The sequence below is a fragment of the bacterium genome, from assembly GCA_035691305.1.
Taxonomy (GTDB): Bacteria; Sysuimicrobiota; Sysuimicrobiia; order Sysuimicrobiales; family Segetimicrobiaceae; genus DASSJF01.
Genome location: DASSJF010000038.1, coordinates 38,039 through 59,285 on the forward strand (window position 1 = coordinate 38,039; position 21,247 = coordinate 59,285).

Here is a 21,247-nt window from a genome sequence, read left to right on the forward strand (position 1 = left end):
ATCATGCCGGCCCCCGATCGCCGGCCGCCGCGGCGAGAAGGTCCTGCAGCCGCACGCTGCCTTCGTACAGCGCGCGCCCCACGACCGCCCCTTCCAGCCCCGCGGGCTCGAGCCGGCGGAGGCGTCGCAGATCGCCGGCGGACGTCACGCCGCCTGCGACGATCACGGGGACCGCGGCCGCCGCCAGGAAGGGCTCGAGCGACGCCACGTCGGGGCCGCCGAGCATGCCGTCGCGGCGCGTGTCCGTGTAGACGATGCGCCGCGCGCCGGCCCCGACGACCCGGGCCGCGGCCTCCGCCACCGTGAGCGGTGTCGCGGCCGTCCACCCTTCGGTGACAACGCGGCCGTCGCGCGCGTCGATCGCCGCCGCGATCCGCCCGCCGAAACGCGCGCAGGCCGCGCGGAGCAGCTCGGGCGCGCTCACCGCGGCCGTCCCGAGGATCACGCGGGCCGCGCCGGCGTCGAGCAGCCGCTCGATCGTCGCGAGGTCGCGCACACCTCCGCCGACCTCGACCGGGACGCCGGCCTCGGCCAGAATGCGGCCGACGGCGTCGGGGTTGCCGGGGCTCCCGGCGAACGCGCCGTCGAGGTCCACCACGTGCAGCCAGCGCGCGCCGGCCGACGTCCAGCGGCGGGCGGCCGCCACCGGATCATCGTCGTACACGCGCTCGCGGCGCCGCTCGCCCTGAATCAGCCGCACGGCCTTGCCGCCGCGGATGTCAACCGCCGGCAGCACCAACACCGGCGGCCCACCGCGCGAAGTTGTTCAGGATCCGTTCGCCGACCTCGCCCGACTTCTCCGGGTGGAACTGCGTCGCCCAGAGATTGCCGCGGCCGGCCACCGCGGCGATGTCGGCCCCGTACGAGCAGGTCGCAGCCACGAGCGTGGGATCCGAGGGCGCGCAGTAGTACGAGTGCACGAAATAGACGTAGTCCCCCGAAGCAACACCGTCGAGCAGCGGGCACGTCCGCTCCACCCGCAGCTGATTCCAACCCATGTGCGGCACCTTCACGGAATCCGGCAGCCGGACGACCCGGCCCGGCAGGACGCCGAGCCCCCGGGTCACGCCGGCTTCGACGCTCTCATCGAAGAGGAGCTGCATCCCGAGGCAGATGCCGAGGAAGGGCCGCCCGGACCGGACGTACGCGCGAATCCGCTCCGCGAACCCCGCGTCGGTCAGCCGGGCCATCGCCGGCCCGAACGCGCCGTCGCCGGGCACGACGAGCGCCGCGGCCGCATCCAGATCCCCAGGATCGTCGGTCACCCGGACGTCCAGGCCGCGCCGGCGCAGCCCCATCCCGATGCTGTGGAGGTTGCCGGCGCCGTAGTCGGCGACCACGATCACTCGAGCGTTCCCTTCGTCGACGGCACGCCGGCGACGCGCGGATCGCGTCCCGTCGCGCGGTCCAGTGCGAGCGCGACGGCCTTGAACGCCGCTTCGATGATGTGATGGGCGTTCCGGCCGTGGAGGAGCATGAGGTGCAGCGTGATCCCCGCGTTCACGGCGAAAGCGCGGAAGAACTCTTCCGTGAGATCCGTGTCGTAGGCGCCGAGGCGCTGGCGCGCGAGAGGCACCGCGTAACGGAGGAACGGCCGGCCGCTCACGTCCACCACCGCGAGGACCAGCGCCTCGTCGAGCGGCGCGTGCGCGTCCGCGTACCGGAAGATGCCGGCGCCGCCGCTGATCGCGTCCTTGAACGCCCGGCCCAGCGCGATCCCGACGTCCTCGACCGTGTGGTGCGCGTCGACCTCGAGGTCGCCGGACGCCGCGACGACCAGATCAAACCGCCCGTGGCGCGCGATCTGCTCCAGCATGTGATCGAGAAAGGGCACGCCCGTCGCGATCTCCGCATCGCCCGTCCCGTCGAGGTTCCAGCGGACGTCCACCTTGGTCTCGCCGGTCGCGCGCGACGCGCGGCCGACACGCGCCGCGGCCTCCTCGGCCGCGCCGTCCCGCTGGACGGGGCTCACTCGTCCACCCCGCGGGCGGTCACCGCGAGGACGTGCGCCGGAAAGTCCTCATACCGCCCGAGCCGCTCGACGACCGGACGGACCGCGGCCAGCCCGCGCGCGTCCAGGGCGGCCACCGAAGTCGCCTTGAGGTAGCTCATCACGGTCACCCCCGAAGCGACCCGGGCGAACCCGGACGTGGGCAGCGCGGCGGGGACGCCGATGGCGTAGTTGCCGGCCGAGAACGGCGTGTCTTGTCCGAGCAGCACTTCGCCGGCGTGCCGGATGGTGCCCAGGGTCCCGAGCGGATCGCGCGTCGCGATCTGCAGATGCTCGGGCGCGTACAGATTGACGAACGCGATCGCTTCTTCCATCGACCGGGCCAGAATCGCGCCGCCGTAGCCGCGCAGCGCCGCCTCCGCGAAGGCGCGGCGGCGCGCCGGAATCCGCGCGAGATACCGCGGCAGACGCTCCTGGACATCGTCGATCAGCGCTTCGGAGACCGTCACGAGAACGGCCGCGGAGTCCGTGCCGTGTTCCGCTTCGTTCAAGAGGTCGAGCGCGAGCCGGTCCGCGTCCGCCGTCTCGTCGGCGAGGATCATCGACTCGGTCGGCCCGAGCACCGACAGGAGGCGGACGCCTCGGGACTGCACGGCGATCTGCGCGGCGGTCACGTAGGGGTTGCCGGGACCGCCGAGGACCCGGACGCGCGGCAGGGTGGCGGTGCCCGACGCCAGCCCCGCGATGCCGGCCACGCCGTTGCACCGGTAGACCCGCGGAACGCCGAGCATGTCCGCGGCGACCAAGATCGCCGGGTCGACGCTGCCGTCGGGCCGCGGCGGGACGACGACGGCGATCTCCTCCACCCCGGCGACGACCGCCGGCGTGACGAGGGTCACGAGCGTCGAGGGAAACGTGCCCTTCCCGCTCGGAACGTACACGCCCGCGGCGTCGATCGGCGTCCACTTCACGCCGGCCGTGATGCCCGGCTCCAACTCGTCGAGCGTGAGACCGGCGGGACGCAGGCGTTCGTTGTAGCGCCGCGCGCGCGCGATCGACGCGGCGAGCGCGGTGCGCAGCCCGTCGTCGATCTCATCGTACGCCTTCCGCACCTCCGTCCGCGCCACGGCGAGGCGCTCCGGCGTGAGGGTGACCTTGTCGTACTGCGCGGTGTAGTCCACGATCGCCGCGTCCCCGCGCCGCTCGACGTCGGCGATGATGCCGGCGACGTGCGCGACGCGCGCCGGGTCGAAGATCTCGGCGCTCGACCGCCGCAAAATTTGCTGCAGGCGGTCGGGCGGCGCATCGGCGAGACGGACGACGTCCACGGCGCTCCCTCCGTTCACACGATCGGCGGCGCGGCCACGGCCGACCGCACCCGCTCGATCACCGCGGCCACGGCCTCGGCGCGGCTGCGCAGGCTGATGCGGTTCACGACGAGCCGCGCGGTCGACTGAAACAGCTCCTCGACCTCGACGAGACCGTTCTCGCGCAGCGTCCGCCCGCTCATCACGAGATCCATGATCCCGTCGGCCAGCCCGACGAGCGGTGCCAGCTCCACGGTGCCGTTCATCGGAATGATCTCCACCGGACGGCCCTGCGTCCAGAAGCGGCGCTCCGTCACGCGCGGATACTTCGTCGCGATGCGCAGCGGCGACAGCCGCTCCCAGGTCGCGGCGAGCCGCCGCGGAAACGCCAGCACGCCGCGGCAGGTTCCGAACCCGAGGTCGACGAGCTCGTAGACGTCCCGGCCCTGCTCGAGCAGCACGTCCTTGCCGGCAATGCCGAGGTCGGCGGCGCCGTGCTCGACGTACGTCAGCAGGTCGACGGGCTTGGCGATCAGGCAGCGCAGGCCGGCCTCCGCCCCCTCCACGATCAGCCGCCGGCTGTCCCGCCAGGCCGCGCCGTCGAGGTAGCCCGCGGCGTCGAGGATGCGCATCGCCCCGTCCAACAGCCGGCCCGACGGCACGGCGACCGTCACGAGCGGCGCGTCGCCCGGCGTACGCCCGCGCGTCACGGCGCGGTTCCCCGCGCGGCGGCGCCGGGGTCCGCCACCACCTCGGCCGCCGGAACGACGTGCTCCGACGCGGCGCCCTCCCGGACGCGCGCGGTACCGCGCCCGACGAGGACCGCGCGCGCGATCCCGCGGCGCGCCGCCTCCGCCGCAACCTGGTCCCACGGGCGTCCGAGCACTTCCAGCGCGACGGCGAACCCACGCGCGCGAAGCGCGCGCGCACACGCCGCCGCCTCGGCCGCGCACCCGGGCTCCGCGGCCAAGACGACATCCGGCAGCCACGCCTGGCCCGTTCCGCCGGGCGCATCGCCGTCTTCCGCGGCCAGCACGCGTTCGAGGCGGATCGCAAATCCCGTCGCCGGAAGCGGCACTCCGAACCGCTCCAGCAGCCGGTCGTAACGGCCGCCGCCCAGGAGCGGCGCGCCGAGCGAGACGGTGTGGCCCTCGAAGACGATGCCGGTGTAGTAGTCGAAGTCGCGGATGATGCTGAGGTCAAACGTCACGGCGTCCGCCACGCCGTGCGCGGCGAGCGCTTCGCCGAGACGCTCCAGGTCGCGCACGACGTCGCGGCCTTCGGGCGTGTGTACCAGGCGGCGCGCCTCCTCCAAGGCGCCCGCGCCGCGCAGCGCCGGCAGCGCCATGAGCGCGTCGAGCCGCGCCGCGGGCGCGCGGCGGCGCTCGAGCAGGTTGCGCAGGCCGACGAAGTCTTTCTGGTACAGGAGCTCCCGCACGCCGCCCGCGTCGTCGCCCGCGAGGTCGAGCCCCGCGAGCACGCCCTGCAGAAAACCGACGTGACCGAGACTCAGCGAGAAGTCGGACGCGCCCGCGGCGCGCAGCGCGCCGACCGCCAGCGCGACGATCTCCGCGTCCGCCTCCACGCTCTGGGAGCCGATCAGCTCGCACCCGGCCTGCGGAAACTCGCGCAGCCGCGCGGCGCCGGTTTCGCGTCCGCGGAACACCCAGCCGGCGTAGGCGGCGCGCAGCGGCGCCGGCTCGTCCCGCAGGCGGGTCGCGACGAGCCGCGCGACCGGCGTCGTCATCTCCGGACGCAGCGCCAGCAGCTCGCCGCCGCGGTCGACCAGCTTGAACAGCCGGTCCGCGGCGTCGGCGCCCTCGCCCCGCACCAGGACGTCAAGGTACTCGAGCGTCGGCGTGACGACCTCACGGTACCCCCAGCGGGCGGCCTCCGCGAGCACGCCGGCCGTCGCCGCCCGAAGACGCGCGGCCTGCCGCGGCAGCCAGTCGCGGGTGCCGGAGGGGATCAGCTGCCAGCGCTCTCGCGGATCGCGGTGCAACGGGTACTTTACCTCGATAAAGTGATAGAGTGTTGAAGCACCCGGCTATCCTACCATGGGCGCCGGGGACCGTCAACGGCGGCTAGAACCGGTCGCGGGCCTCCAACTCGCGGGCCAGGCGGGCGCGGTCGGCCGCGTCCGCGCCGGCCGGCTCGTCCCCCGCGGGAAGGGCGGGCGGCGCTGGCACGGCGGCCCGGGTGCCGGAGCGCGGCGCGCCCGCTCGGGCCGTCCAGCGACGGATAAGGAGCAGCGCGAGCCCCAACCCGCCGGCGAGCCCGGCGGCCGGACCCGCGTAGAGCAGCAGCGAGAACCCGCGCCGCGGCGGCTCGGCGAGCACGCTCTCCCCAAACTGGCCCACGAAAAAGCTCAATATCTGGGCCGGGGTCTCGCCGGCCTGAAGCTTGGCGCGGATGACGTCGCGCATCTCCCGCGCGACCGCGGAATCGCTCTCTGCGACGGTCTGCCCCACGCAGACAGGACACATCAGCTGGCGCGCGACGGCGTAGACGCGGTCGTCGAGGGTGTCGGCGCGCGCGGCGGCCGGACGCCACGACGCCGCGGTCGCGGCCGCGAGCAGCACGAACGCGGCGGCAATTACATGGCGGCCGGCCGCGGGCCGGCCGGCACGAATCGCTCCCGCCTTACGCGCCGTCACGAGCGGTGCGGGGCCGCCGCCGAAGCCGGTCGAGGACGAGGGCGTATCCGTCCGCCCCGTAGGTCAGGAACCGCCGAACGCGGCTGATCGTCGCCGACGACGCCCCGGTGCGCTCCGCGATCTGCTGGTAGGTCCGTCCATCGGCCAGCATCCGCGCCACCGCGAAGCGCTGGGCGAGCGCCTTCAATTCGCCGATCGTGCAGAGGTCCTCAAAGAACCGGTAGCATTCGTCGACGCTGCGCAGCCGCAGCACCGCGCGGAAGAGCGCGTCGGTCTCCGGCTCCCGCAGTTTCGGATTGACCACGGCGCGGCTGTTCACGGCGGCGGTCCTCCCATTCTCTGCTACGCTGACGCGTGAAACCGCCGCGCAGTTCGGTCAGAGCCAGCGCTCCACCTCCTCCGCCTCGCCCTCGAGCCCCAGATCGCGCAGTGCCGCCGACGCGGCGGCCACGTCGTCGACCGCCTCCGGGCGCCCGACCGCGAGGGCCGCGCGCGCGCGCGCTTTGGCGATCCGGGCGGCAAGATAGCGGTTCTCGGGGGGCGCCGCGCGCTCGGCCTGCCGGAGCAGCTCCTCCGCCCGGTCGACCGCGGACGATCGTGGATGCGCGCCCTCGACGAGCGCCGTCGCGACGTCGGCCCGGAACGCCGCGAGGCCCTCCGCGTCGCCCGCCGGCCAGCCGGCCAGGGCCGCCGCGGCGAGACGGTCCGCCTCCCGCAGCAGCCCGCGCGCTTCCGCCGCCGCGGAGGCGGAGCGGACGCCGTCCCCCGAGGGCCGCGTCCGCAGCGCGGCGAGCCGTCGAAGCAGGAGCGATTTTGTCGCCCGCGCGTGCGCCACCGCGTCGCCGGCGTGGAAGCGCTTCGCGAGCGCGAGGGTACGGTCGCACGCCGCGATCCCGTCCTCCGCGGCGCGCCCGGCCTCGGCGCCCGTCGTCAGGTCGGCCAGGTCGCGGTACGCGTCCTCGAGATAGGCGCGCAGCGGAACCGCGGCCGCTTCACCGGATTCCCGGCGCACGACGTTGAGCAGTTCCTGCGCCAGCACGACCGCGCGGCGCGCGTCCTCGGGGCGGCGGCGGAGACGTAGCGCGAGCGACAAGCCGATCAGTACGCCTTCGACGTCCGCGGCGCCGGTCTCCCCGCCGGGGCCGGCGGTCTCCGGATCCGCGCGGCGCAGCAGGCGCTCGGCCTCCTCGAACGCGGCGACCGCCTCGGACAGATGCCGCGCGCCCTCCGCGAAAAAGGCGCGGAGCGCGCGCCAGCCCTCCGCGGCGCGCGTGCGTCCCGTGGGCCGCGCGTCCACGAGCGGGGCCGTCAGGCCGCGGACGGGAGCGCCGCGTCGCCGGCAGGGCGCCGCCGGTCGAGAATCAACACGCCGACGACCAGCGCCGCGGCGGCGGTCAGCTCCAGCGCGGTCCATACGACGTTCGAGTAGAGCCGAAGCGCGTACAGCAGCCCGAAGGCGAGAAAGACGCTCTGAAACAAGATGGCTGCGACGAGGTACGCGCCGCCCCGCCCGCGCGCCGCCCCCAGCGCGGCGAGCGCCGTTGACGCGGTGTTGGCGGCGACGAACGCGAGTTGCTGGAGCAGCGACACACCGAAGGCCGACGCGGAGCTGATCGGCAGGGCGCGGGCCATCAGCGCCAGGTGGATGACTTGATACGCGCCGACCACCGCGAACCCGGCGCCGGCCGCGGCCCCGAACGCGTACGGCGCCCCGCCGCGCGACAGTCGCCACGCAAGCAGCGCCGCCGCAAGCGTGAATACCTCGTTCACGGTCGCGGTCACGACCGCACCTGCGAGCCCCGGACCGAGCGTCATCGCGATCGCGTCGGGTCCCCAGCCGAACAGGGACGCCAATAGGAGCTGAATCGAGAAAACCAGGAAGACCGTCAGGGGGAAAGCGATACTGCCGGCCGCGAACGCGACAAGAAGCCAAGGCCGCAAGGACCTGGACCCGCCCATCACGGCGACCGCCGCCGCCAGCCCGTACCCGAGCGCGAGCCCGGCGGCCGCGGGCATCACCAATGCGCGCTGTCTGAACGCACGACAGGGTTATTGTAGGCTCGGCACGCGCGCAAATGCAAGCAAGACGACGCGATCGTCACCCGGACGAGAGCGCCGGCGGTCGTACGGCGGGTTCCCCTACACGGCCCGGGGCCGCGGTCGGGTTTTGATTACGCGGTTGCCGGCGCGCGGCCGCAGCGCTCGGGCTTGAGCACGCGCACCGTCGAGGCGGGATGCCGGGCCAACGCGGCCGCGGGCCGGATCGGGCGCGGAACGAGGCCGCCGCCGCAGTTCGGACACCGGCCGCGGAGAATCCTCTCCGCGCAGCCGCGGCAGAAGGTGCACTCGAAGGAACAGATCATCGCGTCCGCCGCATCCGGCGGGAGATCTCGGTCGCAGCACTCGCAGTTGGGACGAATCTCCAACATCGCCCGCCTCGCCCTCAGGACAGCCGGGCCAGCACCGCGTCGGCCATCGCCGCGGTCCCGAGCGCCGGCCCGTTTCCGGCCATGTCGGCCGTGCGACAGCCGTCCGCGAGCGCCTGGACGACGGCGATCTCGATCGCCGACGCCGCGGCTTCGTGCTCGGCGCCGTAGCGCAGCAGCAGCGCGCCCGTCAGAATCGCCGCGAGCGGATTCGCGATCCCGCGGCCGGCGATGTCCGGCGCCGTGCCGTGCACCGGCTCGAACAGGCCGGGCGCCGCATCGCCGAGGCTGGCCGACGGCATCAACCCGAGCGTGCCCATCACACCCGCGGCCTCATCGCTCAGGATGTCGCCGAACATGTTGTCCGTCACGATCACGTCGAACTGCTTCGGGTCGCGCACGAGCTGCATCGCGCAGTTGTCCACCAGCATATGCTCGAGTGTCACGTCTGCGAACTCGCGCCCGACCTCCGCGGCCACTTCGCGCCACAACCGGGAGGTCTCGAGCACGTTGGCTTTGTCGACCGACGTGACCTTGCGCCGCGGGCGTGTACGCGCGAACCGGCACGCCGCGCGGACGACCCGGCGCACCTCTCCCGCCGAATACGGCAGGGTGTCCTGCGCGGTGGCCGCCTCGCCTTCCCCGGTGCGCGACTGCGGCCCGAAGTAGAGGCCGCCGGTGAGCTCGCGCACGATCAGCATGTCCACGCCCTCGGCCAGCTCGCGCCGCAGAGGCGACGCGCCGACGAGCGGCCCGCGCACGACCGCGGGGCGGAGGTTGGCGTAGAGCCCGAACCGCCGGCGCAGCGTGAACAACGCCTGCTCCGGCCGAAGGTGCCGCGGCCCCTTGTCCCACTTTGGGCCGCCGCACGCGCCGAGGAGAATCGCGTTCGAGCGGGCGCACAGATTGACCGTTTCGTCCGGAATCGGATCGCCGGTCGCGTCGATCGCGGCGCCGCCGGCGATGCCCTGTTCGAACGAGAGCGAGATCTCGAACCGCCGCCCGGCCTCACGGAGGACCCGCACCGCCTGCGTGACCACCTCGGGGCCGATCCCGTCGCCGGGAACGACCGCGATCTGCATGGCGCGCCCGCTCACGGGCGGACGCCCGGGCGCCCTGCCCCGGCCCCGGCGGGGACCGCGCGGCCTGCGACCTCCGCGCGCAGGAGCACGTACTCGAGGCTGTCGGCCAGCGCCTGCCAGGACGCTTCTACCACGTTTTCGGAGACGCCGACGGTGCCCCAGGTGTTCGTCCCGTCGGTGGACTGGATCAGCACGCGCACGCGTGCGGCGGTCGCCGCGTCCGCGTTGAGCACGCGCACCTTGTAGTCAGTCAGGCGCACGCGCTGGATCGCCGGGTAGAAGCGCCCGAGCGCCTTCCGCAGCGCGCGGTCGAGCGCGTTCACCGGACCGTCGCCCTCCGCGGCGGTGTGCTCTTCCTGGCCCTCGACCGCGACCTTGATCGTGGCCTCCGCCGCGCTTGCGCCGCCGCCCCGCTTCTCGACCGTCACCCGCAGGCCGAGCAGGGTGAACGAGGGCCGGTGCTGACCGAGGATCCGCCGCATGAGCAGCTCGAACGAGGCCTCCGCGGCCTCGAACTGGTATCCTTCGTGCTCCAGCCGCTTGAGCTCCGCCAGGATCCGGCGGACCTCCGGCCGGTCGCGCGAGAGGTCGATGCCCATCTCCTGCGCTTTGTACATGACGTTGGCGCGCCCCGAGAGATCGCTCACCACGACGCGACGCGCGTTGCCCACCGCCTCCGGCGCGATGTGCTCGTAGGTCGGCGGGTGGGCCATCACGGCGCTGACGTGCACGCCGCCCTTGTGCGCGAACGCGTTCTGTCCGACGAACGGCTGGTACTCGTCCGGGGTGAGGTTGGCCAGCTCGGCGACGTAGCGCGACACCTCGCCGAGCCGCACGAGGTGCTCCCCCGGCAGGCAGCGGTAGCCCATCTTCAGCTGGAGGTTCGGAATAATGGAGACGAGGTTCGCGTTGCCGCAGCGCTCGCCGATCCCGTTGATCGTGCCTTGGACGTGCACGCAGCCGGCCTCGACCGCGACCAGCGTGTTCGCCACGCCGAGCTCACCGTCGTTGTGCGTGTGGATGCCGAGCGGCCCCGCGACCGTCCCGCGCGCCGCCTCGACGCCCTTGCGGATTTCGTGCGGGAGGCAGCCGCCGTTCGTGTCGCAGAGCGCGACGACCGATGCGCCGGCGCGCTCCGCCGCGCGGAGGGTGGCGAGCGCGTAGTCCGGGTTGGCCTTCCAGCCGTCGAAGAAGTGCTCGGCGTCGTAGACGACCTCGAGGCCGCGCGACCGCAGGTAGCGGACCGAATCCTCGATCATGGCCAGGTTCTCGTCGAGGGTCGTGTGAAGCGCTTCGCGCACGTGCAGATCCCAGGATTTGCCGAAGAGCGCCGCGGCCGGTGTGGCCGCGGCGAGGATCAGGTTGAGGTTCTCGTCGTCTTGGGCCGGGATCCCGGGCCGCCGGGTGCTGCCGAACGCGGTGAGACGGGCGTGACGCCACGTCCGGCCGCGGGCCCGCTCGAAGAACTCCATGTCCTTCGGATTGCTGCCGGGCCAGCCCCCTTCAACATAGTCGAGGCCGAACGCGTCGAGGTACTCCGCGATCCGCAACTTGTCGTCGGCGGACAACGTGATGCCCGCCCCCTGGGTGCCGTCCCGGAGGGTCGTGTCGTAGAGCGCGATGCGCCCGCCGTTCGGCATTCGTCTAGCCGCCGTAGGTGTTGCTCATCCAGTGCTCGCGCTCGTAGATGAGCTTGTTGACCGCGGTGAGGTAGGCCTTCGCGCTCGCCTCCAGCACGTCGGTGCTGGTTCCGCGGCCGACGAACAGGCCGTCGCCGTCCCGCACCTTCACCGTGGCTTCGCCGAGCGCGTCGGTGCCGACGGTCACGGCCTTGATCGCGTAGTCGGCCAGGGTCGGGGAGAGGCCGGTGATCTTGTTGACGGCGTTGTAGATCGCGTCGACCGGGCCGTCGCCGCTCGCCTCCTCCGTGAACAGCTCGCGGCCGCGCGCGAGGGTGACGGACGCCATCGGCGGGAGCGTGCTGCTCGTCGAGACGTGGAAGGCACGGAGGGCGTAGGTCTGCGGCCCCTGCCCCTCGCTCTCGACGAGCGAGAGGATGTCCTCGACCGAGACCTGCTTCTTCTTGTCGCAGAGCACCTTGAACTCGACGAACGCCCGCTCGACTTCGGCGTCGCTCAGCTTGAGGCCGTTTTCCTCGAGCAGGTTCTTGAAGGCGTGGCGGCCGGAGTGCTTCCCGAGCACGAGCTTGTTGCTCGGGATACCGATCGTCTGCGGCGTCATGATCTCGTAGGTCTCGCGGTTCATGAGGACGCCGTGCTGGTGAATCCCGGCTTCGTGCGCGAACGCGTTGTCGCCGACGATCGCCTTGTTCGGCTGAACGGGCACGCCGGCGATCGCGCTGATCAGCCGGCTGGTGCGGTAGATCTTCGTCGTGTCGATCCCGGTCTCGCAGCCGTAGTAGCCGCGGCGCGTGTGCAGCGCCATGACGATCTCTTCCAGCGCGGCGTTGCCGGCCCGCTCGCCGATGCCGTTGATCGTGCCTTCGATCTGACGCACGCCGACGCGCAGCGCGGCGAGCGAGTTGGCGACGGCCAGCCCGAGGTCGTCATGACAGTGCACACTCCAGACGACCTTGTCGCCGCCCCGGGTGTGCTCGATGCAGAACTTGAGCAGCGCCGCGTATTCCTCCGGCGTCGCGTAACCGGTCGTGTCCGGGACATTGATCGTCGTCGCACCCGCCGCGATCGCGCCGTCGAACACGCGCACCAGGAACGCGGGATCCGACCGGCTCGCGTCCTCCGCCGAGAACTCGACGTCTTCCACCGACCGCCGCGCGAGCCGCACGGCCGCGACCGAGGCCTCGTAGACCTGGTCCGGCGTCATGCGCAGCTTATGCTCCATGTGGATCGGGGACGTGGCGATGAAGGTGTGGATGCGCGGGCGCTCCGCCTCGCGCACGCCCTCGATCGCCGCCTCGACGTCGCCGCGATTCGCGCGGGCGAGGCCGGCGATCACGGGCCCGCGCACCTCGCGGGCGATCAGCTGCACGCCTTCGAGATCGCCGGGCGAACTCGCCGGGAAGCCGGCTTCGATGATGTCGACCCGCAGCGCGGCGAGCGCGCGGGCAACCTCGAGCTTCTCCTGCGTGTTCATGGTGAAGCCCGGCGACTGCTCGCCGTCCCGCAGCGTGGTATCGAAGATCCGGATCATCTCGCCCATCCCTTCTCCTCCCCCTCCGGCCTCGCGAATGCGGGGCCGTGATCCGCGCGCGGCCCGCCGCGTCCCTCGCGGGGACAAGCCGGCGGAATGCGCCGGCGCGGCCGCCTACCGCTTGGCACGCGCCTCGGTTTTCCGAGACCCGGCCTTCGCTCCCGCGCCGTCCTGCCCGGGCACGGAGATGTCCCGCTTCAGCCACGGCATCATCGCGCGCAGCTGCCGCCCGATCTCCTCGATCGGATGATCGGCTTCCTGACGGTAGCGCGCGTTGAACACCGGGCGCCCCGCCTCGTTCTCGAGGATCCACTCCTTGGCGAACGCACCGCTCTGGATCTCCGCCAGGATGCGGCGCATCTCGGCCCGCGTCTCGTCGGTGATGATCCGGCGGCCCCGTGTGAAGTCGCCGAACTTCGCGGTGTTGCTGACGGAATAGCGCATCAGGCCCAGGCCGCCCTCGTAGATGAGGTCGACGATGAGCTTCATCTCGTGCAGGCACTCGAAGTACGCGATCTCCGGAGCGTAGCCGGCGGCGACGAGCGTCTCGTACCCCGCCTTGATCAGCTCGGAGATGCCGCCGCACAGCACGGTCTGCTCGCCGAAGAGGTCGCTCTCGGTCTCCTCGCGGAACGTGGTCTCGATGACCCCGGCGCGCAGGCTGCCGATGCCGTGCGCGTACGCGAGCGCGGTCGTGCGGGCCTTGCCCGTATGGTCCTGGTGGACCGCGAGCAGCGACGGTACGCCCTTCCCCTCGACGTACATCCGGCGCAGCAGGTGGCCGGGGCTCTTCGGCGCGATCATGAACACGTCCGCGTCCGCCGGCGGCACGATCTGATGGAAGTGGATGCTGAACCCGTGGGAGAGGCCGAGCGCCTTGCCGGCCGTGAGGTGCGGCGCGATCTCCTCGCGGTACACCCGGGCCTGAATCTCGTCCGGAATCAGAATCTGAATGATGTCGCACTGAGCGGCGGCCTGGGAGACCGTCGCGACCTCGAGGCCGTCCGCCTGGGCCTGCTCCCAAGACCGGCTGCCCCTATACAGCCCAACCACGACGGAGACGCCGCTGTCGTGCAGGTTTTGGGCCTGGGCGTGCCCCTGGCTGCCGTAGCCGATCACCGCGACCCGGCGGCCGCGGAGCACGTTCAGGTTGGCGTCCTGTTCGTAATAGACCTTGGCCGGCATCGCTGCGCCGCCTCCCTTGGGGCTCGCCCCGAAGATTACGTAGGTTGGGTGCCGCGCACGAGGGTCACCTGACCCGTCCGGACCATCTCGCGCACGCCGTACTTCGAAAGCAGTTGGAGAATCGCGTCGATCTTGTCGGACCGGCCCGTGACCTCGAGCGTCATCGTCTTTTCCGTCAGGTCGACGACGCTCGCGCGGAATACGTTGCTGATCTCCATGATCTCCATCCGCGTCTGCGGGGTCGCGTTGAGCTTGATCAGCGCGAGCTCGCGGTCGACGGTGTTGAAACCGGTGACGTCGTTGACCTTGATCGTCTCGATCACCTTGTTGAGCTGCTTGATGATCTGCTCGAGAATCTCCGGCTCGCCCTCGACGACGATGATCATCCGCGACACGGTGGGCTGCTCGGTCACGCCGACAGCCAGGCTGTGGATGTTGTAGCCGCGGCGGCGGAACAGGCCGGCAACCTTCATCAGCACGCCCGGCGCGTTGTCCACCAGCACGGAGATGGTGTGCTTCATCGGGCGCTGCGTCCGCGGCGCGGTCTCGTTGAGGGCCTCAGTCGCGGATGCGATCATCTTCAACGATCATCTCCTTGATCGACTGGCCCGACGGGATCATCGGGTAGCAGTTCTCGTCCGGATCGCAGAAGATGTCGACCACGCACGGCCGGTCCGTGACCTCGAGCGAGCGGCGCACCGCGGGCCCGACCTCGTCCGGCCGCCGGACGCTGATGCCCACCGCCCCGAACGCATCCGCCACCTTGGCGAAGTCCGGGTTTTTGAGGAAGACGTGCGAGTACCGCTCCCGATAGAACAGTTGCTGCCACTGCCGGACCATGCCGAGCGACCCGTTGTTGATGATGTAGACCTTGATCGGCAGGCCCCACTCCACGGCCGTCGCGAGGTCCTGCATCGTCATCTGGTAGCCGCCGTCGCCGACGATCGCGCACACCAGCGCGTTCGGCCTGCCGATCTGGGCGCCGAGCGCCGCCGGGAAGCCGAAGCCCATCGTCCCGAGACCGCCGGAGCTGACCCAGGTACGCGGCTCCGTCGTGAGGTAGAACTGCGCCGCCCACATCTGGTGCTGGCCGACGTCGGTCGCGACGATCGCCTTCCCCTCGGTGATCTTGTAGATCTCCGCGATCGCGAACTGCGGCTTGATCCCGTCGCCGTTCTGCCGGTAGCGCAGCGGGAAACGCGCCTTCCACTCCGCGAGCTGCGCGTGCCAGGGCTCGCACGCCGGCGCCGTAACCTGCGCCGCCAGCACCCGCAGCGACTCGCGGGCGTCACCGACGATCGGCACCGCCGCCGGTTTGATCTTGCCGATCTCCGCCGGGTCGACGTCGACGTGGATGAACTTGGCGTGCGGCGCGAAGTCCTTCACGCGCCCGGTCACGCGGTCGTCGAAGCGCACGCCGACGGCGAGGACGACGTCCGCCGTGTTGATCGCGTGGTTCGCGTACGCCGTGCCGTGCATGCCGAGCATGCCGAGCGACAGCGGGTCCGTCTCGGGAAAGCCGCCCTTGCCCATCAGCGTCGTCGTGACCGGGATGCGCGTCTGGCGCGCGAGCGTGGTCAGCTCCGCGGCTCCGTTCGCGGTGATGACGCCGCCGCCGGCGTAGATGAGGGGACGTGAGGCGCCGGAGAGCAGCGCGGCCGCCGCCGCGATCTGGTTCGGGCTCGGCACGGCCGGCGGGATCTTCCCGCTGCGCAGCGTCACCTGTTCAGGAAATTCGAAGTCGTGCTCCGCCGCGGCGATGTCGCGCGGGATGTCGACAAGGACCGGACCCGGCCGGCCGCTGCCGGCGATCAGGAACGCCTGCAGCACGAGGCGCGGAAGCTCGTCCGGCTTCTGCACGATGCAGTTGTGCTTGGTGACCGGCATCGTGATGCCCGTCACGTCGGCTTCCTGGAACGCGTCGCGGCCGATCGCGAGCGTGCTGACTTGGCCGGTAATCGCGACGATCCCGGCGGAGTCCATCATCGCGTCGGTGATGCCGGTGATCAGGTTCGTCGCGCCCGGGCCCGACGTCGCCATGCACACGCCGACTTTGCCGGTGACGCGGTGGTACCCGGTCGCCGCGTGCGCCGCCACCTGCTCGTGGCGGACGAGGACATGGCGGATGCCCCGCGCGTCGTACAGCGCGTCGTAGAGCGGGAGCGCGGCGCCGCCCGGATGGCCGAAGATGACCTCGACGCCGGCCCGGTGCAGGCATTCGATCAGCGCCTGCGATCCCAGCATGCGTTTCACCGTGGTCGCCGGCCCCGGCTTCACCGTAGACGTCGTCTGACGCGTCATCTCACTGTTCCTCCCTCGAATAACGCTGCCGGCCAAAAACAAAAACCGCGGGATGCCATCTAAGGACGGGGCTTCCCGCGGTACCACCTTAGTTCCATCCGGCCGGAGGCGGCTCGAACGGCACTCTGCCCGGTTACGGCGGGGGCCGGCGGATGCTACTCGGCTGTCGCCCTTGCGGGGACTGGCCGGCGGGATACGGCCGGCGTCGCCTTTGGTTCCGCAGCTCGGAGGTGAGCGGTCACGGTTCCGGATGCTGGCTCACACCTGACCCAGCTCTCTCGGAATCCGGGCTACCGCGGCCCGGCCTCCTCATCGCCTGTATGCGAGAACTTGTCAAGTGACTCTATCAAACCACCGGTACCCTGTCAAGGAACCGGCCTGGCTCCGCCGAACGTGCCCTCCCACCGGGCCGCCGACCGGCCCGGCCGGGGGTCGGCGCATGGCCCGCGCGCACCACGTGGTTCCCAACAACCTGTCCGCCTCATTAACGAGTTTTGTCGGCCGCGAGCGCGAGATCAGTGAAGTGCGGCGGCTCCTCTCCGGCACGCGCCTCCTTACCCTAACCGGAGCAGGAGGATGCGGCAAGTCACGACTGGCCTATGAGGTCGCACGGACTCAGCTCGAGGACTTTCGCGACGGCGTATGGCTCGTCGAATTGGCCGGCCTTTCCGAAGCGGCCCTGGTCCCCCATGCAGCGGCGTCGGCGCTCGGGGTGACCGAGCGCGTCACCCAGGCGGTTACGGATGTGATCGCCCGGGCGCTTCGAGACAAATTGCTGCTGCTGGTTCTCGACAATTGCGAACATGTGTTGAGTGCGTGTACCGACCTCTCGGCGGCGTTGCTGCGAGAATGTTCCCGGCTGCGCATCCTCGCCACGAGCCGCGAGCCGGTCGGGGTACCGGGTGAAACCGTTTGGCGCGTACCCTCGCTCGCGGTTCCGGACCCGCTTCACTTGCCGTCTGCGGATGACCTCATACGGTTCGAGGCGGTGCGGCTCTTCGTGGAGCGCGCCGCGGCGGTTCGGCCCGGCTTCGGTGTCATGGACGACAACGCCCGCGCGCTCGCGCAGATCTGTCATCGTTTGGACGGGATTCCGTTGGCGATCGAACTAGCGGCTGCGCGGGTGCGGGCACTCTCGGCTGAGCAGATCGCGGCCCGCCTCGACGATCGGTTCAGTCTGCTGACGAGCGGCAGCCGGACGGCGCTTCCGAGGCACCGTACCCTGCGCGCCGCGATGGACTGGAGCTACGACCTTCTGACCGAGCGGGAACGGGCGCTGCTCGGCCGGCTGTCGGTGTTCGCCGGCGGATGGACGCTCGAGGCCGCTGAGGCGGTGTGCGCCGACGACGGGATCCAGCCGGCGGAGATCCTGGATCTGTTGGCCTCTCTGGTCGATAAATCGCTTGTGCTCGCGGACATCCAAAGCGGCGCGGCGCGTTACGCCCTGCTTGAAACGGTACGGCAGTATGCCGGCGAACGCTTGGACGATACGGACTCCGCGGAACCCATCCGGCGACGCCACCGCGATTGGTGTCTCACGACGGCCGAGCAGGGCAGCGTGGAGCTGGACGGAGCGCAGCACACGGCATGGCTGGACCGCAGCGACGCCGAGTACGACAACATGCGGGCCGCCCTCGAATGGAGCCGTGGGCGCGCCGCAGAAGTGGAGCGCGGTTTGCAGCTGGCGGTGCACCTCCAGCGCTACTGGGAGCTGCGCGCCTATTACGCCGAAGCGCGGGCGTGGCTGGAGAGCATGATCGCGGCCGGGGAGAGCGCGACGCCGCGGGTGCGGGCCCGGGCCCTCAATACCGCCGGCATCCTGGCCTATCGTCAGGGGGACTATGCGCGCACCACGACCCTCTGCTCGACCGCCCTGTCGCTTGCGAAGCAGCACGACGACGCATATGCAGCCGCCCAGTCCCTTCATTTCCTTGCGCACGTTCGTCAGAGCGCCGGCGATTACGATGAAGCGGCTCGGATGATGCAACGCAGCGTGGCGCTGTATGAAGAGGTCCACCATCGCGGCGGGTTGGCCAACTCCATCGACTGCCTCGGCGAGATCGCGCGCAGCAGGGGGGAGTACGACCACGCCGAGGTTTTGACGCGGCGTGCGATGGCGCTCTACGACGAAATCGGCGACCACCGCGGTCATGCGCATCTCCTCCACAACCTCGGGCACATCAGGCTCCATCAGGGCAGGATCACCGAGGCGCGCGACCTTCTGCGTGAAAGCCTGTTGAGCGCGAAGAACCTGAGGAGTCCTCGAGACGTTATCATGGCCGTTGCCGGGCTCGCGGCGGTGTCGCGAGACGCGCAGGCCGGACGATCGGCGCGGCTCACAGGCGCGGTGAGCAGCCTACTCGACGCCGCCGGCCTCTACCTCGAGCCGGCAGAACGTGCGGAGTTCGAGGAGACGACGGCATCGCTACGCGCCCGCCTCGGGGATCACGCCTTCACCGCCGCGCGCGACGCCGGACGGGCCATGACCGCCGACGAAGCCGTCGCGGAAGCGTTCGCCATGTCCGCGACGCCGGTCGGGCGGAGCGAGAGCGCCCGCCGGCGAGATGTCTCCGGGCTCCCGCTGAGCGCCCGCGAGCGCGAAGTCGCGGCGCTTGTTGCCCGAGGCCTGCCCAACCGACAGATCGCATCGCGCCTCGTGATCGCCGAACGCACCGCCGAAGGCCACGTGCAGAGCATCCTCAATAAGCTGGGCTTCAGCTCACGCGCCCAGATCGCCGCGTGGGCGGTTGAGCACGGGCTCCGGATCCCGTCGGGCTGACCGCCGCAGACCTCCGGACGGTACCCGCGCGCAAAGGACAGGTACCGGCACGACCTCAAACAGGTATTTCTCCCGGTGACCTAACCCCCGGCGCCGCGCTATCCTGAACCCGCCCCAACGAGGCAATCCGCGACGCGGAGGGAGGGGATTGACGCCGGGCGGCCGAGCGCCCACCGTGCAAGGGCCGGGGCTCGGCGGCCGCGAACCGTCGATGACCGGCCGAAAGCAGGAACGCCGGTTCGTCCAGATTTCCTGTACGATAGACATCAAGCATACGGAGGTGCTGAAGATGACGCTTCGGCTTGGCGATACGGCCCCCGATTTCGAGGCCGAGACGACTGAGGGCCGGATTCGGTTTCACGACTGGATCGGCGGCGGGTGGGCGGTGCTGTTCTCCCACCCGAAGGACTTTACGCCGGTCTGCACCACCGAACTCGGTTACATGGCCAAGATCAAGCCGGAATTCGACCGGCGCAACACCAAGATCATCGGACTCAGCGTCGATCCCGTGGGCAACCACTCCAAGTGGGCCAACGATATCAGAGAGACGCAGGGGCACGCGCCGAACTATCCGATGATCGGGGACACCGAGCTCAAGGTCTCTAAACTATACGAGATGCTGCCGGCCGACCTCGAAGGGTCGTGCGACGGCCGCACCGCCGCCGACAACCAGACCGTGCGCACAGTCTACGTGATCGGGCCGGACAAGAAGATCAAGCTGACGATCGCGTACCCGATGAGCACCGGCCGGAACTTCGACGAGGTACTGCGGGTGATCGATTCGCTCCAGCTCACGGCGAAGCACAAAGTTTCGACGCCGGTCAATTGGAAACGCGGCGACGACGTGATCATCTCCGGATCCGTCTCGGACGACGAGGCCAAGAAGACCTATCCCAACGGTTGGAAGGCGCCGCGACCCTACATCCGGATCGTCCCGCAGCCCGAATGATCCTCAAACAGTATTATCTCGGCTGCCTCGCGCACGCGTCCTACCTCGTGGCCGACGAGGAAAGCCGCGCCGCGGCGGTGATCGATCCGCAGCGAGATATCGATCAATATCTCGAGGACGCCGGGCGGCTTGGGCTCGCGATCCGGCACGTCGTGCTGACGCACTTCCACGCCGACTTTCTTGCCGGGCACCTCGAGCTGCGGGACCGGACCGGCGCCGCGATCTATCTGGGCCGGCGGGCCAAGGCCGAATACACCTTCACGCCGCTCGGCGACGGCGACACCGTCTCGCTTGGGGGGGCGCGCCTCTCGGCGCTCGAGACGCCCGGGCACTCGCCCGAATCGATCTGCCTCCTTGTGTTCGACCTCAAGAAGGACGCCGTGCGGCCGCAGGCGGTGCTGACGGGCGACACGCTGTTCATCGGCGAGGTCGGGCGGCCGGACCTGCGCGCCGCGCTCGGCTGGTCGGCGGAGGAGCTCGCCGGCATGCTCTACGACTCGCTGCACACGAAGCTTCTCCCGCTGCCGGACGACACGCTCGTATACCCGACACACGGCGCCGGCTCGCTCTGCGGCCGCAATATCAGCAAGGACACCGTCTCAACCATCGGCACGCAGCGTCGATACAACTACGCGCTGCAGCCAATGAACCGGGAAGACTTCATCAAGATCATCACCGCCGATCAGCCCGATGCGCCCGCGTATTTCACCTACGACGCCGTCCTCAACACGAAGGAACGGCCGATTCTGGACCAATCGCTGTCGCGGGGGCTCCGGCCGCTGACGCTGGGCTCGCTGTTGACACTCTGCGGCGAGGGCGGCCAGCTGCTCGACGCCCGCGAGCCGACCGATTACTGGGGCGCCCACCTCTCCGACAGCATCAACATCCCGCTCGGCGGGCAGTACGCGACCTGGGCCGGCACTCTGCTCGACCGCCAGCGCCCGATCGCGATCGTCGCGCCGCGGGAACGGGAGCGGGAGGCGGCGATACGCCTCGGGCGGATCGGGTTCGACCACGTCGCCGGCTATCTCGAGAACGGCATGGAGGCCGTCGCGGCGCGGGATGATCTCGTCCGCACCCGGCCCCGGATGACGGCACAGGCCCTGGCCGAGTTGTTGGCCTCTCCGACCCCACCCGTCGTCCTCGACGTGCGCGCGGACGCGGAGCGGAGACAAGGCCGCATCGCCGGCAGCATGCACATCCCGCTCCAGCATCTCCTGGAGCGGCTGGACGAGGTGCCGCTCGGTCCGCGCACCGTCGTCGTCCACTGTGCGAGCGCCTACCGCTCCTCGATCGCCGCCAGCATCTTGGAGCAGCACGGGGTTCAGGAAGTCGCTGACCTCGCCGGCGGCTTCACCGCGTGGATCGCCTCGGGCCTTCCCACGGTCTCCGGCGACGCACCCGCGGAGTCGCAGCCGTCTCCGAGCTAGACGCCATAC

At 70.9% G+C, this 21,247-nt stretch carries 19 protein-coding genes and 1 pseudogene; 3 read left to right on the plus strand and 17 right to left on the minus strand.

Translation table 11 applies throughout. From position 1 onward, the window contains the following. Nucleotide 1 precedes the first annotated feature (1 nt). The 17 genes and pseudogenes from hisA to ilvB all read right to left on the minus strand — a co-directional run bounded on the left by hisA (nucleotide 2) and on the right by ilvB (nucleotide 16,080). Entirely contained in the window at nucleotides 2-742 is a 741-nt protein-coding gene (gene hisA / locus VFL28_06975; protein HET7264396.1) for a 1-(5-phosphoribosyl)-5-[(5-phosphoribosylamino)methylideneamino]imidazole-4-carboxamide isomerase, read from the minus strand. Next, nucleotides 720-1,346 (minus strand): imidazole glycerol phosphate synthase subunit HisH, encoded by a 627-nt coding sequence (gene hisH / locus VFL28_06980; protein ID HET7264397.1) that lies wholly within the window; start codon nucleotides 1,344-1,346, stop codon nucleotides 720-722. The genes hisA and hisH overlap by 23 nt, the downstream gene beginning before the upstream one ends. Then, entirely contained in the window at nucleotides 1,343-1,972 is a 630-nt protein-coding gene (hisB, locus tag VFL28_06985) for an imidazoleglycerol-phosphate dehydratase HisB (GenBank protein HET7264398.1), read from the minus strand. Before hisB ends, hisH begins: the two co-directional genes overlap by 4 nt. After that, entirely contained in the window at nucleotides 1,969-3,279 is a 1,311-nt protein-coding gene (hisD, locus tag VFL28_06990) for a histidinol dehydrogenase (protein HET7264399.1), read from the minus strand. Before hisD ends, hisB begins: the two co-directional genes overlap by 4 nt. A 14-nt stretch (nucleotides 3,280-3,293) precedes the next feature. After that, the gene (gene hisG, locus VFL28_06995) at nucleotides 3,294-3,968 is read right to left on the minus strand and encodes an ATP phosphoribosyltransferase (protein HET7264400.1); all 675 of its coding nucleotides are present in this window, start codon (nucleotides 3,966-3,968) and stop codon (nucleotides 3,294-3,296) included. Continuing rightward, nucleotides 3,965-5,260 carry an ATP phosphoribosyltransferase regulatory subunit gene (gene hisZ, locus VFL28_07000; protein HET7264401.1) on the minus strand — a complete coding sequence of 432 codons (1,296 nt, stop codon included), beginning with the start codon at nucleotides 5,258-5,260 and terminating at the stop codon, nucleotides 3,965-3,967. Before hisZ ends, hisG begins: the two co-directional genes overlap by 4 nt. Before the next feature lie 82 nt (nucleotides 5,261-5,342). Next, nucleotides 5,343-5,915, minus strand: coding sequence for a cytochrome c-type biogenesis protein CcmH (locus VFL28_07005; protein ID HET7264402.1), 573 nt, complete (start codon nucleotides 5,913-5,915; stop codon nucleotides 5,343-5,345). Next, nucleotides 5,902-6,234, minus strand: coding sequence for a YerC/YecD family TrpR-related protein (locus tag VFL28_07010; protein ID HET7264403.1), 333 nt, complete (start codon nucleotides 6,232-6,234; stop codon nucleotides 5,902-5,904). Before VFL28_07010 ends, VFL28_07005 begins: the two co-directional genes overlap by 14 nt. 57 nt (nucleotides 6,235-6,291) lie before the next feature. Further along, on the minus strand, nucleotides 6,292-7,212 hold the full coding sequence (locus tag VFL28_07015) for a hypothetical protein (protein HET7264404.1): 921 nt from the start codon (nucleotides 7,210-7,212) through the stop codon (nucleotides 6,292-6,294). Between the two features lie 11 nt (nucleotides 7,213-7,223). After that, entirely contained in the window at nucleotides 7,224-7,934 is a 711-nt protein-coding gene (locus VFL28_07020) for a hypothetical protein (protein HET7264405.1), read from the minus strand. Between the two features lie 152 nt (nucleotides 7,935-8,086). Then, nucleotides 8,087-8,344 carry a DUF1272 domain-containing protein gene (locus tag VFL28_07025; GenBank protein ID HET7264406.1) on the minus strand — a complete coding sequence of 86 codons (258 nt, stop codon included), beginning with the start codon at nucleotides 8,342-8,344 and terminating at the stop codon, nucleotides 8,087-8,089. 14 nt (nucleotides 8,345-8,358) lie between these two features. Next, nucleotides 8,359-9,423, minus strand: coding sequence for a 3-isopropylmalate dehydrogenase (gene leuB, locus VFL28_07030; protein ID HET7264407.1), 1,065 nt, complete (start codon nucleotides 9,421-9,423; stop codon nucleotides 8,359-8,361). Between the two features lie 11 nt (nucleotides 9,424-9,434). Beyond that, nucleotides 9,435-11,063, minus strand: a complete 1,629-nt coding sequence (cimA, locus tag VFL28_07035; GenBank protein HET7264408.1) for a citramalate synthase — start codon at nucleotides 11,061-11,063, stop codon at nucleotides 9,435-9,437. Nucleotides 11,064-11,067: 4 nt separating this feature from the next. After that, nucleotides 11,068-12,603, minus strand: a complete 1,536-nt coding sequence (locus VFL28_07040; GenBank protein HET7264409.1) for a 2-isopropylmalate synthase — start codon at nucleotides 12,601-12,603, stop codon at nucleotides 11,068-11,070. Between the two features lie 189 nt (nucleotides 12,604-12,792). Further along, nucleotides 12,793-13,779 (minus strand): annotated as a pseudogene (gene ilvC / locus VFL28_07045) (ketol-acid reductoisomerase). A gap of 35 nt (nucleotides 13,780-13,814) precedes the next feature. Continuing rightward, a complete protein-coding gene (gene ilvN / locus VFL28_07050; protein ID HET7264410.1) occupies nucleotides 13,815-14,300 on the minus strand; it encodes an acetolactate synthase small subunit in 486 nt (161 codons plus the stop codon). 37 nt (nucleotides 14,301-14,337) lie between these two features. Next, nucleotides 14,338-16,080, minus strand: a complete 1,743-nt coding sequence (gene ilvB / locus VFL28_07055) for a biosynthetic-type acetolactate synthase large subunit (protein HET7264411.1) — start codon at nucleotides 16,078-16,080, stop codon at nucleotides 14,338-14,340. 439 nt (nucleotides 16,081-16,519) lie between these two features. Between ilvB and VFL28_07060 the strand changes: the two genes are divergently transcribed. The 3 genes from VFL28_07060 to VFL28_07070 all read left to right on the plus strand — a co-directional run bounded on the left by VFL28_07060 (nucleotide 16,520) and on the right by VFL28_07070 (nucleotide 21,238). Then, nucleotides 16,520-18,859 (plus strand): tetratricopeptide repeat protein, encoded by a 2,340-nt coding sequence (locus tag VFL28_07060; protein ID HET7264412.1) that lies wholly within the window; start codon nucleotides 16,520-16,522, stop codon nucleotides 18,857-18,859. Nucleotides 18,860-19,148: 289 nt separating this feature from the next. Further along, nucleotides 19,149-19,808: a peroxiredoxin gene (locus VFL28_07065; protein HET7264413.1), complete on the plus strand. Its 660-nt coding sequence runs from the start codon at nucleotides 19,149-19,151 to the stop codon at nucleotides 19,806-19,808. Beyond that, on the plus strand, nucleotides 19,805-21,238 hold the full coding sequence (locus VFL28_07070) for an MBL fold metallo-hydrolase (protein ID HET7264414.1): 1,434 nt from the start codon (nucleotides 19,805-19,807) through the stop codon (nucleotides 21,236-21,238). The genes VFL28_07065 and VFL28_07070 overlap by 4 nt, the downstream gene beginning before the upstream one ends. The last annotated feature ends 9 nt before the right edge of the window (nucleotides 21,239-21,247 follow it).